This is a genomic window from Kitasatospora misakiensis (assembly GCF_042656005.1).
In the GTDB taxonomy this organism is placed as follows: domain Bacteria; phylum Actinomycetota; class Actinomycetes; order Streptomycetales; family Streptomycetaceae; genus Kitasatospora; species Kitasatospora misakiensis.
Map to the genome: position 1 here is coordinate 1 of NZ_JBHSOF010000044.1, position 15328 is coordinate 15328.

Sequence of the window (15328 nt, forward strand, 5' to 3'; positions counted from 1 at the left end):
CCGGGCGCGCCGGGCAGACCGGCAAGGCCCGGCAGGCCGTCCGGCGAGGCCAGCATGGTCGCGGCGTGCTCGACGCCCGCGCCGGCCGGCGGACCGGCGGGCGGCGGGACGGGGGCCCCGGGCGCGCCGGGCAGACCGGCGAGCCCCGGCAGGCCGTCCGGCGGCGCCAACAGCGTCGGCGCGGGCTCCACGGCAGGACCCGACGGCGGGACGGGCGTCCCCGGCACCGGCGTACCCGGACCACCGGGCGCGCCGGGCAGACCGGCAAGGCCCGGCAGGCCGTCCGGCGGCGCCAACAGCGTCGGCGCGGGCGCCACGGCAGGACCCGACGGCGGGACGGGCGTCCCCGGCACCGGCGTACCCGGACCACCGGGCGCACCCGGCAGACCGGCAAGACCCGGCAGACCGCCCTCGGGCAGCAGCACGGTGGCCGCCTCGGATCCGGCCCGCGGCTCGGCGGACAGCCCGGCGCCGTTGGTGCGCAGCCCGTCGGGCAGCAGCATGGTCGCCGCCTCGGCGCTCGCGCCGGACGCGGGCGGACCGGCCGGCTCCTCGTGGCCGGGCGGCGGGGCGAGCATGGTCGGCGCGTCCCCGGCGGGCCGCTCGGAGACCGGCGGCGTGGTCAGGACGGCGGGCGCGGGCGCGGGCGTGTCCTGGCGCCCGAACCGGACCGGCGGTGCCGGCGGCTCGGCAAGCGGGGCCACCGGCGGAGCGGGCGGAGCCTGCGACACGGACGGCGCAGACGGCGCGGGCGGAGCAGGCGGAGCGGACGGCACCGACGGCGCCTCCGGCACGCCGGCCACCGGCACACCGGCCGCCGGCGTCCCGGCGGACGCCGGTGCGCCCAGCCGCTCCGCCTCCGCGGCGAGCGCCGCCTCGCCGGCCTCCTGCAGCCACTGCGGCGGGCTGAGCAGGAAGGACGTCGCCTCGACCGGCCCCGGCGTGGGCCGGGCCGCACCGGCCGGGTTGGCCGCGACCGGCCGCCCGTAGGCCTCCTCGTACTGCCGGACCACCTCGTTGACCGGCAGCGCGGGCCAGAGCGTGCTCGCGCCGGAGTCCCGGGCGATCACCAGCCGGGCCTCACCCTCGGCCGAGGTCGCGGTCGCGCCGTCGCCGGGCTGCACCGCCCAGCAGACGAAGCCCAGGTCGAACTCCCGGACCCGCACCTCGCGCTGCCACTCCCGCGGCACCCCGCCGTTGATCCACTCCTCGGCGAGCTCCTGCGCCTGCGCGTACGTCACCACGCCCGGTTCACCCCTGTCCCCATCGTCCCCGCTCGTTCCACACCGTCGACGACCGGCCGGTCCGCCGCCCGCTCCACCACCCGGTCCGTCCGGCGTTCCGCCGCCCGGACCACCGCGAAGGCCACGTCAGCCCACCGGAACGGCCCGGGCGAACCCGCCGTTCACCATCAGCTCGGCGACCGTCTCCAGCTCCGGCGGGCTCCCGGCCAGCCGCAGCAGGAAGGCGTCGAAGTCGTCCCCGCAGGGCAGCAGCAGCCGCTCGACCCGGTCCTCGGGGGACTCCGGGGCGCCGGTGTCGCGGGCGTCGTCGTAGAGGCAGAGCCAGACCGAGCCGATCCGGTCGCCGCGCACCTTCAGCGCCAGGATGCCGCCCTGGGCGTAGGCGATGCCCAGGTAGTCCTTGGTGAAGTGGTCCCGCAGGCACTTGTTGGCGTAGACGACGTCCTCGGTGCCGTACTCCTCGGTGAGCGTGAGGAACGGCTGGTCGACCAGCAGCCCGAGGTCCGGGTCGAGCGCCACCCCCTCCGGGGCGCGTCCGCCGCCGAGCTTGAGGAAGGTGCGGTAGGCGCCGGGCAGCCGGTAGCCCAGCCGCTCCTCGGCCCGCTGCACGAGGTCCTCGGGGACGCCGATCGGGTCGCTGCCGTCCCTGGCGAGCGAGAAGTGCACCGGCCGCTTCTCCTGCAACGGGCGGGTGCCGCGCCGGCCGTGGTCGGCGGAGGAGGTGGCCAGCCCGCCGTGGTGCCGCAGCAGCGCCTTGACCTCGACCGGGACGAGTTCCATCCGCCGCCAGCCGGGCGCGGCCCGGCCGGCCACGTGGTGCCAGGTCCAGCCGGGCGGGGTGGCGACCGCGGTCTCCAGGTCGGCCCAGAGCGGGTGGCCCTGGGTGAACAGCGCGGCGTTCGCCGAGACGTAGTCGGTCAGCCGCAGCTCGTCGACGCCGAAGCCGGCCGGCGGGTCGGCGACCTCGGCCGCCGCGGCGGCGAACGGGCCGAAGTCCGGGTAGCCGTACTCGTCCACCCGGACCCCTGCGGGGTGTCGCTCCGCGCGGACCGGATCCGGGAACTGCACCACCTGACCTGCGTACGCCGCGTTCGGTGCGGCGACGACGCCGGGCCGACCTGTCGTCATCTGGGAGCCCCCACTGGCTGCTGCAAATTCTCGGTGCGCTTGTTGGGAACCAGCGTAGGGGGTACGCCCGCGGCCCGGCCCCCCGCCCGGTGGACCGGCCCCGAAGCGGACACGGGACGGCCCCGTACCGGACACGGGACGGCCGCAGAGCGGACACGAAGCCGCCGCGGAGCAGGCACCGAGCGGGCACAGGCGTCGGACACCGAGCGGGCACAGGCCAATGCCCGGAGCAGCCAAGGCGCGGAGCGCCCGCGGCTCAGGCCACCAGCGCCTTCGCCAGCACCTCGACCACCCGCTCCTGCTGCGCCGCGGTGATCTGCGGGAACAGCGGCAGGGTCAGCAACTCCCCCGCCGCCCGCTCGGCGACCGGGAACGCCCCCTCGCCGTACCCGAGGTGCCGGAAGGCCGGCTGACGGTGCACCGGCACCGGGTAGTGCACGCCCGCACCGATCCCGGCCGCGTTCAGCGCGGCGAGCAGCGCGTCCCGCCGCCCGCCGCCCGCACCGACCCGGACGGCGTACAGGTGCCAGACGTGCTCGTTGCCGGGCGCGGTGCGCGGCGGGGTGACGCCGTCCAGACCGGCCAGCAGCCGGTCGTAGCGGGCGGCGGCGGCGCGCCGGGCCTCGTTCCAGGCGGGCAGCCGGCGCAGCTTGGCCCGGAGCACGACGGCCTGGAGCGCGTCCATCCGGGAGTTGAAGCCGAACCGCTCGTGCGCGTACTTGCGGGCCGAGCCGTGGTCGCCGATCAGCCGGACGGCGGCGGCGAGTTCGTCGTCGTCGGTGACGACGGCGCCGGCGTCCCCGTACGCGCCGAGGTTCTTGCCGGGGTAGAAGCTGGTGGCGGAGATCCGGCCGTGGTAGGCGCGGCCGTCCTGGCGAGCGCCCTGGGACTGCGCGGCGTCCTCCAGCACCGGACGGTCGCCGGCCAGGTCGAGCAGCGCCGCCATCGGGGCGAGCTGGCCGTTGAGGTGGACGGGCAGCAGCGCGACCGCGTCCGCCAGCACCTCGGCGACCCGGGCCGGGTCGATCAGCAGGTGCTCGGGGTCGGCGTCGACCAGGACCGGGCGCAGACCGGCCCGCTGGACGGCCTCGGCGGTGGCGACGAAGGTGTTGGCGGGCAGCACCACCCCGCCGCCGGGCGGCAGGTCGAGGGCGCGCAGGGCCAGTTCGAGGGCGTCGGTGCCGTTGGCGGCGCCGACGCAGTGCCGGGCGCCGGAGAAGGCCGCGTACTCCTCCTCGAAGCCGGCCACCTCCGGCCCCTTGACGTAGCCGCCGCTCGCGAGCACCCGGTCGAAGCCGGCCCGGACCTCGGCCTCGATCTCGGCGTGCGCGGCGGCGAGGTCGACGAGCGGGACGGGCTGGTCGGTGGTCATCCTGTGGTCTCCCTGGGCCGGTCGGAACCTGTGTGCGGACGGACGGAGGGGCGGACGGACGGAGGGGCGGACGGACGGAGCGGCGGCGGCCCGGGCGCTCAGCCGAGCGCGGCGCGCAGGGCGGCCACCACCCGGTCCTGCTGCTCCTCGGTCAGCGCGTGGTGGAGCGGCAGGATCAGCGAACGCCGGGTGAGCAGTTCGGTGGCGGGCAGCGGGACCCGGCCGGTCCCCTTGTACGGGGCCTCCAGATGGGCCGCCATGATGCCGCGCCGGGCGGAGACACCGGCCTCGGCGAGCCGCACCAGCAGCTCGGCGCGGTCCGGGGCGCCCTCGGGCGGCAGCACCCAGCAGGACTGGTAGTTGGTGGTGCCGTGCGGCGGGTCGTCGACCAGCCGGGCCCCGGTGCCGGCGAGCAGCTCCCGGTAGCGGGCGGCGAGTTCGCGCCGGCGGGCGACCATGGCGGGCAGTTTGCGCAGCTGCACCAGGCCGATGGCGGCCTGGATGTCGGTCATCCGGTAGTTGAAGCCGATCTCGTCGTAGGTCTCCAGCACGCTCGCGCCGCCGGCCCCGGCGTGCCGGTCGGCGGCCGAGACGCTCATCCCGTGCTCGCGCAGGCGCCGCAGCCGGGCGGCGAGTCCGCCGTCCCGGCAGGTGACCATGCCGCCCTCGCCGGTGGTGAGCAGCTTGCGCGGGTGGAAGGAGTACGCGGCGAGCTCGGCGCCCGCGCCGACCGGCCGGTCCCGGTACACGGATCCGGCCCCGCAGGCGGCGTCCTCGACGACGGTGACCCCGCGCGGTTCGACGACGGCCCGGATGCCGTCCAGGTCGACCGGCACCCCGCCCTGGTCGACCGCGACCACCGCCCTGGTCCGCCCGGTGAGCAGCGGTTCGACGGTGGCGGCGGTGAGGTTGCCGGTGGCCGGGTCGACGTCCGCGAACACCGGCACCGCGCCGACGTAGGTGACGGCGTTGGCGGTGGCGACGAAGGAGAGCGAGGGGACGACCACCTCGTCCCCCGGCCCGACGCCCGCGCCGATCAGCGCCAGGTGGAGCGCGGTGGTGCAGGAGGAGACCGCGACGGCGTGCTCGACGCCGAGGTGCTCGGCGAAGGCCCGCTCGAACGCGGCGACCCGGGGGCCCTGGGCCACCCAGCCCGAGCGGACCGCCTCGGCGGCGGCCTCGGCCTCCTCCTCGCCGAGCCAGGGGATCATGACGGGGATGCTGGACACAGGCGTACTCCGAACGTGGCGCGGACGTGATCGGTGGGCGGACGGACGCAGGGGACGCGACGCGGACCGGGTGCTGGGGGCGGCTACTGCTCGCGCCACCAGGCGACCAGCCGGCGCAGGCCCTCGTCGAGGCCCAGCTCGGGCTTCCACCCGAGGTCGCGCTCGGCCGCGCCGATGTCCGCGAGCCGCCGCACCACGCCGCCCGCCGTGCCCCGGGCCGGACCGTGCTCGACGTCCAGGTCGGCGCGGTCCATGGCGGTGAGCAGGGCGTCGGCCAGGCCGCGCAGCGAGACCTCGCTGGCGCTGGCGATGTTGTAGACCCGGTCGGTGACGGGGGCGGCGGCGGCCAGCAGGTTGGCCCGGGCGATGTCCTCGGTGTAGACGAAGTCCATCGTCTGGGTCCCGTCGCCGAAGATCAGCGGCGGCTGTCCGGCGGCTATCCGCTCCATCCAGCGGATGAACACCTCGGTGTACCGGCCGTGGACGTCCATCCGGGGCCCGTACACGTTGAAGTAGCGCAGCGCCACGTAGTCGAGGCCGGCCATGGCGTGGAAGGAGCGCAGCAGCCCCTCGTTGAAGACCTTGGCCGCGCCGTACAGGGTGTCGTTGTGGTACGGGTGGTGGTTCTCCGGCGTCGGGAAGACCTCGGCGAGGCCATAGACGGAGGCGGTGGACGAGGCGATCACCTTGCCGACGCCCACCTCGGCGGCGGCCTCGACCACGTCGAAGGTGCCGTCCACCATGATCTCCAGGGCCAGCCGGGGCTCGGTGGCGCACTGGGTGATCCGGATCGCGGCGAGGTGGAAGAGCAGGTCGGTGTCCGGGCCGAGGAGTTCGCGCAGCAGGGCGCGGTCGCGGATGTCGCCGTCCACCACCCGCAACTGTCCGGGGGCGGCGATCTCCTGGGCGTAGGCGAGGTTCTCCGCCCGGCCGCGGACGAAGTTGTCGAGCACGACCACCTCGCGGGCGCCGCCCTCGATCAGCTGGTCGACCACGGTGGAGCCGATGGTGCCGGCGCCGCCGGTGACCAGGCAGCGGGAGCCCTCGATCTGTACAGCGTTCACCGCGTGGCGGCCCTTTCCTGAGCTGCGGACATGGCAGGCGTGCCGGGCAGGTCCTGCCCGTCGGACGGTTCGCGCGGGCCGGCCGGCGCGGAGTCGAGGCCGACGCCCACCGGGACGGTGGCGCCGCCGAGTTCGAGGCTGAGCGAGGCCGCCTCCAGCAGTTGGAGCACCCGCAGGCCGGACCGGCCGTCGGTGAGCGGGGCCCGGCCCTCGGTGATGGCCGCGGCGAACTCGGCCATCACGTTGCGCAGCGCCTCCTGCTCGACCAGCGCGGGGGCGACCATCGAGCCGACCCGGTAGGAGATCAGCGCCTGGTGGCGGATCGCGTCGGTCAGTTCGTCGGGCGGGGTGAGGTCCACGCCGCGGTCGTGGACCGCCAGCCGGGCCTGCGGGTTGAGGTCGTCCCAGACCAGGGTGCGCCGCGAGCCGCCGATCAGGGTGGTGCGGACCTTGGTCGGGGAGAGCCAGTTGACGTGGCAGTGCGCCAGCGCGCCGTTGCTCAGCCGGACGGTCAGGTAGGCGACGCAGACCCGGCCGGCACCGATCGGGTCGGCGCCCTGGGCGGAGACGCCGACCGGTTCGACACCCGGCGGCAGGACGAAGTCCAGGATCGACAGGTCGTGCGGGGCGAGGTCCCAGAGCACGTCGACGTCCGGCTGGACCAGCCCGAGGTTGATCCGCACCGAGTCGAAGAACTGGACGTCGCCGATCTCCCCGCCGTGCACGAGTTCACGGATCCGGCGCACCACGGGGGTGTAGCAGAAGGTGTGGTCGCACATCAGCACCAGCCCGCGCTCCTCGGCGAGCGCCACCAGCTCGGCGGCCTCCTCGGCGGAGGTGGTGATCGGCTTCTCCACCAGGACGTGCTTGCCGGCCTCCAGCGCGGCCCGGACCAGCCGGTAGTGCGCGGCGGCCGGGGTGGCCACCGCGACGGCGGCGACCCGCTCGTCGGCCAGCACCTCCTCGTACGAGGTGGTGGCCCGGACGGTGCTGTACTCGCCGAGCACCCGGCGGGACTTCGCCGCGTCCAGGTCGCAGAGCCAGTGCAGGCGCAGCGCCGGGGTCTGCTGCGCGTTGCGGACCAGGTTCGGTCCCCAGTAGCCCGCCCCGACCACCGCGATCCCGATCCGGTGCGCCGGCGCGGTCTGCGGCGGCGCGCCGGGTGTGGGCACGTGCTCGCCCGGCGCTTCGTTGGCGGCTTCCGTCCCAGTCATCGCAAGACCCCCCTTGCTGTGTCGACCCGGGGACCGGGCTCCGGGCGCGCGGCCCGGCCCGGGCCCCCCGGGGCGCCTGACACGCCCCAGCCCCTACGACCCCAACGACCATGGCAGACAAAGGAGTTGCCACTCCCTCCGGTGACCCCCACCGGACCGGTCGCACCCTCGGCCCGCCCGCTGGAACGCTACCGGCCGCCGTGGCCGCCCGGGGGCGGATTGGGGAAACCCGGGGACGAGTCGTGATGATGCCGTGCGGATCCGGCCAACGTCGCGTGACCGTCCACCGCCGGGCCGCCCGGACCGGTCCCGGCCCGGCCGTGTCCCGGCCCCCGATTGTGCGGTTGTCAGTGTCGTTTGACAGGCTGGCCCCTGTCGCGCCGTGCCCTCACGCGCACGGCGCGCGGGAGAACGTACGGGAACGCCGGCGTGAAGACGAGGAGGAGATCGAGGCCATGACCACCGGGGAACCGGCCGGGCCGCCACTGCTGCGCCACCACCGCGACAGCCTGCTGCCCGCCGTCGCCGCCGCGCTCTCGTTGAAGGGCGGCGAGGTGCACACCCTTGCCGGCGACAAGTCGGACCGCCGCCCCGTCCTGCACCCACTGGTCGGCGGGTTCCTCGACGCGCTGCCGCTGGACCAGCGCGAGCGCTTCACCGGCCGCTGCCCCGAGGCGGTCCTGCTCTCCCAGTACCTGACCGCGGTGGACGGCCGGCGCTCCAAGCGCGCGGCCCGGAAGCCGATGAGCCTGCACGAGGCCCGCAAGGCGCTCAAGGGCGCCCGGCTGACCACCGTCCGGATCCGCGAGGAGCACGATCCGGCCCACGGCACCCACGCGCCGCCGTGCCGCTCCTGCGCGCCGCTGCTGGAGCACCTCGCCGTCCAGAGCGTCGCCGTCGGCCCGGCCGCCGCCGGCTGACCGGCCCGCCGCCGAGGCCGGCCCGCGCCGGCCGCGCGGCGCGCCGCCCGTCCCCCGTCCCCGCACCACCGGAGCCCGTCCTGAATCCGTCCAGCCCGCCCCCGCCCCCGCCGACCACCCTCGCCGGGCCCGCGCTGCGGACCCGTCCGCGCTTCCCGGCCGATGTCTCCGCCGAACTGAAGGCGGCCGGCTGGCACCCCGGGCGGTGGCGGATACAGCAGGCCGAGGAGTGGGCCGACACCCTGGCCGGGTACGGCAACCCGGCGGGCGACCGGCACGCGGTGTTCCCGGCGGCGGTGGAGGCCTGGGCCGAGTTCGGCGGCCTCGCCTTCGACCTGGTCGGGCCCGGCCGGCAGCTGGCCCGCACGCCGTTCCTGGTCGACCCGCTGTGCGGCCTGCACCAGCCCCGCACCCTGGCGGACCTGGGCCGCGCCCTGGACACCAGGATCGCCCCGCTGGGCGAGGAGGCGTACGGGCAGGCGCTGCTGGTGATCGACGAGGAGGGCCGGGTCTACAGCCTGGACCACACCGGCGAGTGGTACCTCGGCGACGGCGTCGACCAGGCGATCACCGCCCTGGTCCTGGGCACCGCCCCGGAACGGCTGCGCACCGCCGAGGACGCGTAAAGCCCGGGCCCGCGGGCCTCCCGGCGCCTGCGGGGCTCAGACCAGCCGGTCCTGCCGGACCGCCAGCCGGGAGGGCAGGACGGCCTCCACCCGGAAGCCGCCGTCCCGCTCCGGCCCCGCCGAGAAGGTGCCCCCGAGCGCGACCACCCGCTCGCGCATCCCGACCAGGCCGTTGCCCCCGCTGGGCAGCGCGGCCGCGGACCGCTCGCCGCCCGGACAGGCGTTCACCACGCTGACCCGTACGCCGTTCGGCGCGTACGCGAGCAGCACCGACACCTGGGCCCCGCCGGCGTGCTTGTGCGCGTTGGTCAGCCCCTCCTGTACCACCCGGTAGGCGGTCTGCTCGGCCTCGCCGGTGAACTCCTGCCGGCTGCCGCTGACCGTCAGGGTGACGGCCATGCCGGCCGCCCGGGACTGGTCGACCAGCCGCGGCAGCGCGGTCAGCGAGTCCGGCTCGGCCGCGCTCTCCTCGGACATCCGCAGCACGCCGAGGATCTCCCGCAGCTCGTTGAGCGCCTGCCGGCCCACCTCGCCCATCAGCTTGGCGCTCTGCGCCGCCTTCTCCGGGTCCTTGGCGACGATCCGCTCCAGCGCCCCGGCGTGCACCACCATGAGCGAGACCCGGTGCGCCACCACGTCGTGCATCTCCCGGGCGATCCGGGTGCGCTCCTCCAGCCGGGCCCGGCGGGCGCGCTCCCTGGCCTGTTCGGCCAGCAGGTCCAGCTCGGTCTCCAGGCCGTGCGCGCGGTCCTTGAGCGACTCGATCAGCCGGCGCCGCGCGCCGACGTACAGGCCGGTCACCACCGGCGCCACGGTCGCGCCGGCGGCCACCAGCAGCGCCAGCACCAGCTGGCCCCAGAACGGCGGCTGTTCGATCGTCGGGTCGCCGGGGTCGACCATCGACAGCAGGATCACCCCGGCGGTCTCGGCGTAGGCGAGCGCGGAGAGCGCCACCACCCGCCGGCGGCGCGAGGGCCACTCCCAGGTCGCGGCCAGCGTGTACAGCGCCACCATCAGCAGCACCATGCCGGGCACCCCGGGCGTGACGATCAGCGCCACCACCACCGGCACCGCCGGCCAGCGCCGCCGCACCACCAGGCTGGCGCCCACCAGCGCGCCGAACAGCGCGATCCCGACCTCGGCCGCCAGGCCGAGGTGGATCCGGCCGCCGATGTAGGCGACCGAGCTGGCCGCGCACTCCAGGGCCGCCGCGGCGGCGAGCCCGGCGTCCAGGAGGGCGCTGCGCCGCCGCTGCCACCACAAGAAGGACGACCGGCCCCGCACGCGCTCCCCAGGCGACTTGCTCATGCCCCACAGACTACGGCGCGACCCCCGTCCGCCCCCACCGGGTCGCGCCCGGACGCACCTTGGCGGCCGACCCGCGTTCCCACCCCCGAACCCAAGTGGTCCAGACCACATACGGCCCCTGGGCATCGCTGTCCGCCATCCGGCCACTTCGCGGACAGCGCCCCTCCCGACACCTATGCTGGTCGCGTCGGACAGCGCGGTCCGCACGCGTCACACCCGCCACACGCGGGGCGGCCCTGTGACGATGAGCCGTTGCCGAACACCCCCACCACCCCGAGGGAGCCAGCCGTGACCGCTCCGGTCCCCAGCCCGGCGGACAGCCCGACCCCCGTCGCCGACAACGCCGCACTGCGCGCGGACATCCGTCGTCTCGGCGACCTGCTCGGCGAGACGCTGGTCCGCCAGGAAGGTCCCCAGCTGCTCGGCCTGGTCGAACAGGTCCGGCTGCTCAGCCGCACCGACGGCGAGTCCACCGCCGAACTCCTCTCCGACATCGACCTGGAGACCGCCGCCAAGCTGGTGCGCGCCTTCTCCACCTACTTCCACCTCGCCAACGTCACCGAGCAGGTGCACCGCGGCCGCGAGTTCGCCACCCGCCGCGCCCGCGAGGGCTCGCTGCTCGCGCAGACCGCCGACCAGCTGGCCGACGCCGACCCCAAGCACCTCCAGGACACCCTGGCCCACCTCGCCGTCCGCCCGGTCTTCACCGCGCACCCGACCGAGGCGGCCCGCCGCAGCGTCCTCAACAAGCTCCGCCGGATCGGCGAACTGCTCGACCGCATCCACCGCGAGGAGGTCGCCGCCGGCCTGTCGCACGCCGACCCGGCCCGCACCTCCTCCGCGCGCCGCCAGGCCGACCGCCGCCTCGCCGAGGTCATCGACCTGCTCTGGCAGACCGACGAGCTGCGCATCGCCCGCCCGGAGCCCACCGACGAGGCCCGCAACGCCGTCTACTACCTGGACGAGCTCTACCGCGACGCCGTCCCGCAGGTCCTGGAGGAGCTCCAGGAGGAGCTCGCCCGGGTCGGCCTGGAGCTGCCCGAGGGCGTCCGCCCGCTCACCTTCGGCACCTGGATCGGCGGCGACCGCGACGGCAACCCCAACGTCACCCCGCAGGTCACCTGGGACGTCCTCAACCTCCAGCACGAGTACGGCATCAAGGACGCCCTCGCCGCCGTCGACGACCTGCGCGGCACCCTCTCCACCTCGGAGCGGCTGGCCGGCGCCTCCGCCGAACTACTCGCCTCGCTCAACAGCGACCTCCAGCTGCTGCCCGAGCTGAGCCCCCGCTACAAGCGGATGAACGCCGAGGAGCCCTACCGGCTCAAGGCCACCTGCATCCGGCTCAAGCTGGAGAACACCCGCGAGCGGCTGGCCGCCGGCACCCCGCACATCGAGGGCCGCGACTACCTCGGCACCCGCGAGCTGGTCGCCGACCTGCGGCTGATCCAGGACTCGCTGCGCTCCCACCGCGGCGAGCTGATCGCCGACGGCCGGCTCGCCCGCGCCATCCGCACCGTCGAGGCCTTCGGCCTGCAGCTCGCCACCATGGACGTCCGCGAGCACGCCGAGGCCCACCACCACGCGCTCGGCCAGCTCTTCGACCGGCTCGGCGAGGAGGCCTGGCGCTACGCCGACATGCCGCGCGAGTACCGCCAGCGGCTGCTCGCCAAGGAGCTGCGCTCGCGCCGCCCGCTCGCCCCCACCCCGGCCCCGCTGGACGCCGCCGGCGCCAAGACCCTCGGCGTCTTCACCACGATCCGCGAGGGCTTCGAACGGTTCGGCGACGAGATCGTCGAGTCGTACATCATCTCGATGTGCCAGGGCGCCGACGACGTCTTCGCCGCCACCGTGCTGGCCCGCGAGGCCGGGCTGATCGACCTGCACGCCGGGCTCGCCAAGATCGGCATCGTGCCGCTGCTGGAGACCACCGACGAGCTCCAGCAGGCCGACCGGATCCTCGACGAGATGCTCTCCGACCCCTCCTACCGGCTGCTCGTCTCGCTGCGCGGCGACGTCCAGGAGGTCATGCTCGGCTACTCCGACTCCTCGAAGTTCGGCGGCATCACCACCTCCCAGTGGGAGATCCACCGCGCCCAGCGCCGGCTGCGCGACGTCGCCCACCGGTACGGCATCCGGCTGCGGCTCTTCCACGGCCGCGGCGGCACCGTCGGCCGCGGCGGCGGCCCCTCGCACGAGGCCATCCTGGCCCAGCCCTGGGGCACCCTGGAGGGCGAGATCAAGGTCACCGAGCAGGGCGAGGTCATCTCCGACAAGTACCTGCTGCCCTCGCTGGCCCGGGAGAACCTCGAACTCACCATCTCCGCCACGCTGGCCGCGTCCGCGTTGCACACCTCCCCGCGCCAGGCCCCCGAGGAGCTGGCCCGCTGGGACGCCGCCATGGACCGGGTCTCCGAGGCCGCGCACACCGCCTACCGGGCCCTGGTCGAGCAGGAGGACCTGCCGAAGTACTTCTTCGCCGCCACCCCGGTCGACCAGCTCGCCTCGCTGCACCTGGGCTCCCGCCCGTCCCGCCGCCCCGACTCGGGCGCCGGTCTGGACGGCCTGCGGGCCATCCCGTGGGTGTTCGGCTGGACCCAGTCCCGCCAGATCGTCCCCGGCTGGTTCGGCGTCGGCGCCGGCCTGGCCGCCGCCCGCGAGGCCGGCCTGGGCGACGTGCTCGACGAGATGTACGGCCAGTGGCACTTCTTCCGCAACTTCCTGTCCAACGTCGCCATGACGCTGGCCAAGACCGACCTGCGGATCGCCCGCCACTACGTCGAGCAGCTGGTGCCCGCCGAGCTGCAGTACATCTTCGAGCAGATCCAGGCCGAGCACGACCTCACCCTGCGCGAGGTGCTCCGACTGACCGGGGAGAACGAGCTGCTGGAGCACAACCCGGTGCTCAAGCAGACCTTCGCGGTCCGCGACGCCTACCTCGACCCGATCTCCTACCTCCAGGTCGCGCTGCTGCGCCGGCAGCGCGAGGAGGTCGCCACCGGCCGCCCGGAGGACCCGCTGCGCGCCCGCGCGCTGCTGCTGACCGTCAACGGCATCGCGGCCGGCCTGCGCAACACCGGCTGACCGGTCCCGGGACACCGGAGGGCCCCGCGGCGCGCACCACGCGCCGCGGGGCCCTTCCCCGTTCCGGACCCGTCTCACTCCCCGGTGTCGCCCGCGCGGTGGCGCTTGACCCACAGGGCCGCGCCGCCGGCCACCACGACCAGCCCGCCGCCGACGGCCAGCAGACCGGCGTCACCGCCGACCGAGCCGCCGAGCACCGGACCGAGCTGCGCCGAGACGGGCTCCGGGGACATCACACCCGGGTCCGGCTCGGCGATCGTGTCGGCGTACGCCGGACCGGCCCCGCCCAGCAGCACCCCGGCGGCGCCGAGCGCGCTCGCGGTGCCCAGCGCGCCCGCCGTACCCACCCGGCGGCCGAGCTTCCCCAACCGTGCCACGCGGATCCGCCGAAGGCGCCGGACCGGCCGAAAACCCCGCATCGAGAACTCCCCAGACCCCGTTCGCGTACTGGCTCGACGCTATCCGATCGGTACGGTTTTCTCACACCTGTTCAGGTTTGGACGACCAGAAGTAACACGACTGTTGTGCGAACGGACCGGCTCCCGCTCCCGGGCACACCGCCTCCTGACGCCGGATCAGGAGTTGTACGTGGACTGCGCCCGCTCCAGGCCCTCGGAGAGCAGCGCCTCCACGGCGTCCGCCGAGCGGTCCACGAACCAGTCCAACTCCTTGCGCTCGGTGGCGGAGAAGTCCTTGAGCACGAAGTCCGCGACCTCCATCCGGCCCGGCGGCCGGCCGATCCCGCACCGCACCCGGTGGTAGTCCGGGCCGAGCGACTTGGTGATCGACTTCAGACCGTTGTGGCCGTTGTCGCCGCCGCCGACCTTCAGCCGCAGGGCCGCGTAGTCGATGTCCAGCTCGTCGTGGACGGCCACCAGCGCCGAGGCCGGCACCTTGTAGAAGTCCCGCAGCGCGGTGACCGGGCCGCCGGAGAGGTTCATGAACGACATCGGCTTGGCCAGCACCACGCGCCGGCCGGACAGCCGGCCCTCGGCCACCTGGGCCCGGCTCTTGTGGGCCTTGAACCTGGCGCCCATCCGCTGGGCCAGCAGGTCGACGACCATGAACCCGATGTTGTGCCGGTTCCGGGCGTACTGCTCCCCGGGATTGCCCAGACCCACCACCAGCCAGGGCCCTTCGTACGATTCGTCCGTCATCCCACCGCTCCTCGTGGTCATGTTCACCGCCATCATCCCGGACACGCCGCTGCCCCGGCCGCTCCAGCGGGAGCGACCGGGGCAGCGGTCAGGCTGTGCGTGAGGCTCAGGCCTCGGCGCCGGCCTCGGCCTCGGCGGCCTCGTCCTCGACCGGGGCGGCCTGGGCGGCGATGACCTGCAGCACGACGGCGTCGGCGTCGACGGCCAGGGTGGCACCCTTCGGCAGGGTGATGTCCTTGGCGTGGATCGAGGCGCCGGCCTCCAAGCCCTCCACCGAGACGGTGACGGACTCGGGCAGGTGGGTGGCCTCGGCCTCGATCGGCAGGGCCTGCAGGACGTGCTCCAGCAGGTTGCCGCCGGGGGCCAGCTCGCCCTCGGTGTGGACCGGGATCTCGACGCTGACCTTCTCGCCGCGCTTGACCAGCAGCAGGTCGACGTGCTCGATGGTGCGCTTGATGGCCTCGCGCTGGACGGCCTTCGGCAGCACGTACTCGTCCTTGCCGTCGATCGGCACGACCAGCAGGGCGTTCGGGGTCTTCAGGGCCATCATCAGGTCGTGGCCGGGCAGGTTCAGGTGAACCGGCGTGTGGCCGTGGCCGTAGACGACACCGGGGACGAAGCCGGCGCGGCGGGCGCGACGGGCGGCACCCTTGCCGAACTCGGTGCGGGACTCGGCGGCAAGGCGGATCTCGGACACGACTGCACTCCTCGTAGATGCTGGCGCGGGGGTGCAGGCAACGCGAAAAACCGCCGGGACCACACCCTCAAACGATCGGGGGTCACTCGGCGGCGCAACGACCTCTGCCGGAACCCGGGGATTCCGGAACCGGCAGCGCGTCGATCACGGATCGGGCGCCCACGAAGCGGGCACACGGCATCCCTCGCCGAGCAGTTTCACGAGTCTAACCGCTGCCGCGGCTGTCGCGAAATCGGCGGCGGGCCCGGTCCGCGAGGGACCGGGGGCGGCGCCCGCGGGGGGGGG

12 protein-coding genes and 1 pseudogene are annotated in these 15328 nt (G+C 75.1%); 3 read left to right on the forward strand and 10 right to left on the reverse strand.

Annotated elements, in window-relative coordinates:
• The 6 genes and pseudogenes from ACFP3U_RS27440 to ACFP3U_RS27465 form a co-directional block, all read right to left on the reverse strand.
• A pseudogene (locus tag ACFP3U_RS27440) lies at positions 1–1244 on the reverse strand (SUKH-4 family immunity protein); the annotation flags it as partial.
• Positions 1245–1370: 126 nt separating this feature from the next.
• Entirely contained in the window at positions 1371–2372 is a 1002-nt protein-coding gene (locus ACFP3U_RS27445; protein ID WP_380228386.1) for an HNH endonuclease, read from the reverse strand.
• 256 nt (positions 2373–2628) lie between these two features.
• The gene (locus ACFP3U_RS27450) at positions 2629–3744 is read right to left on the reverse strand and encodes a DegT/DnrJ/EryC1/StrS family aminotransferase (protein ID WP_380228387.1); all 1116 of its coding nucleotides are present in this window, start codon (positions 3742–3744) and stop codon (positions 2629–2631) included.
• A 98-nt stretch (positions 3745–3842) separates the two neighbouring features.
• Positions 3843–4955: a DegT/DnrJ/EryC1/StrS family aminotransferase gene (locus ACFP3U_RS27455; protein WP_380228388.1), complete on the reverse strand. Its 1113-nt coding sequence runs from the start codon at positions 4953–4955 to the stop codon at positions 3843–3845.
• A gap of 101 nt (positions 4956–5056) precedes the next feature.
• Positions 5057–6037, reverse strand: coding sequence for an NAD-dependent epimerase/dehydratase family protein (locus ACFP3U_RS27460; RefSeq protein WP_380228389.1), 981 nt, complete (start codon positions 6035–6037; stop codon positions 5057–5059).
• Positions 6034–7251 carry a Gfo/Idh/MocA family protein gene (locus tag ACFP3U_RS27465; protein ID WP_380228390.1) on the reverse strand — a complete coding sequence of 406 codons (1218 nt, stop codon included), beginning with the start codon at positions 7249–7251 and terminating at the stop codon, positions 6034–6036. Before ACFP3U_RS27465 ends, ACFP3U_RS27460 begins: the two co-directional genes overlap by 4 nt.
• Before the next feature lie 455 nt (positions 7252–7706).
• On the opposite strand from ACFP3U_RS27465, the gene ACFP3U_RS27470 reads away from it, so the two are divergent.
• Both ACFP3U_RS27470 and ACFP3U_RS27475 read left to right on the forward strand, forming a co-directional pair.
• Entirely contained in the window at positions 7707–8171 is a 465-nt protein-coding gene (locus ACFP3U_RS27470; protein WP_380228391.1) for a YwqJ-related putative deaminase, read from the forward strand.
• A 134-nt stretch (positions 8172–8305) separates the two neighbouring features.
• Positions 8306–8797, forward strand: coding sequence for an SUKH-3 domain-containing protein (locus ACFP3U_RS27475; protein ID WP_380228441.1), 492 nt, complete (start codon positions 8306–8308; stop codon positions 8795–8797).
• 36 nt (positions 8798–8833) lie between these two features.
• Here ACFP3U_RS27475 and ACFP3U_RS27480 read toward each other — a convergent pair whose 3' ends face one another.
• Positions 8834–10105: a histidine kinase gene (locus ACFP3U_RS27480; protein ID WP_380228392.1), complete on the reverse strand. Its 1272-nt coding sequence runs from the start codon at positions 10103–10105 to the stop codon at positions 8834–8836.
• A 288-nt stretch (positions 10106–10393) separates the two neighbouring features.
• On the opposite strand from ACFP3U_RS27480, the gene ppc reads away from it, so the two are divergent.
• Positions 10394–13189 carry a phosphoenolpyruvate carboxylase gene (gene ppc / locus ACFP3U_RS27485; RefSeq protein ID WP_380228393.1) on the forward strand — a complete coding sequence of 932 codons (2796 nt, stop codon included), beginning with the start codon at positions 10394–10396 and terminating at the stop codon, positions 13187–13189.
• Positions 13190–13263: 74 nt separating this feature from the next.
• Here the strand turns inward: ppc and ACFP3U_RS27490 are convergent, their stop codons facing one another.
• The 3 genes from ACFP3U_RS27490 to ACFP3U_RS27500 all read right to left on the reverse strand — a co-directional run bounded on the left by ACFP3U_RS27490 (position 13264) and on the right by ACFP3U_RS27500 (position 15043).
• Positions 13264–13566 carry a hypothetical protein gene (locus ACFP3U_RS27490; protein ID WP_380228394.1) on the reverse strand — a complete coding sequence of 101 codons (303 nt, stop codon included), beginning with the start codon at positions 13564–13566 and terminating at the stop codon, positions 13264–13266.
• Positions 13567–13764: 198 nt separating this feature from the next.
• The gene (pth, locus tag ACFP3U_RS27495) at positions 13765–14346 is read right to left on the reverse strand and encodes an aminoacyl-tRNA hydrolase (RefSeq protein ID WP_380228395.1); all 582 of its coding nucleotides are present in this window, start codon (positions 14344–14346) and stop codon (positions 13765–13767) included.
• A 106-nt stretch (positions 14347–14452) separates the two neighbouring features.
• Entirely contained in the window at positions 14453–15043 is a 591-nt protein-coding gene (locus ACFP3U_RS27500) for a 50S ribosomal protein L25/general stress protein Ctc (RefSeq protein ID WP_380228396.1), read from the reverse strand.
• Positions 15044–15328 lie beyond the last annotated feature (285 nt).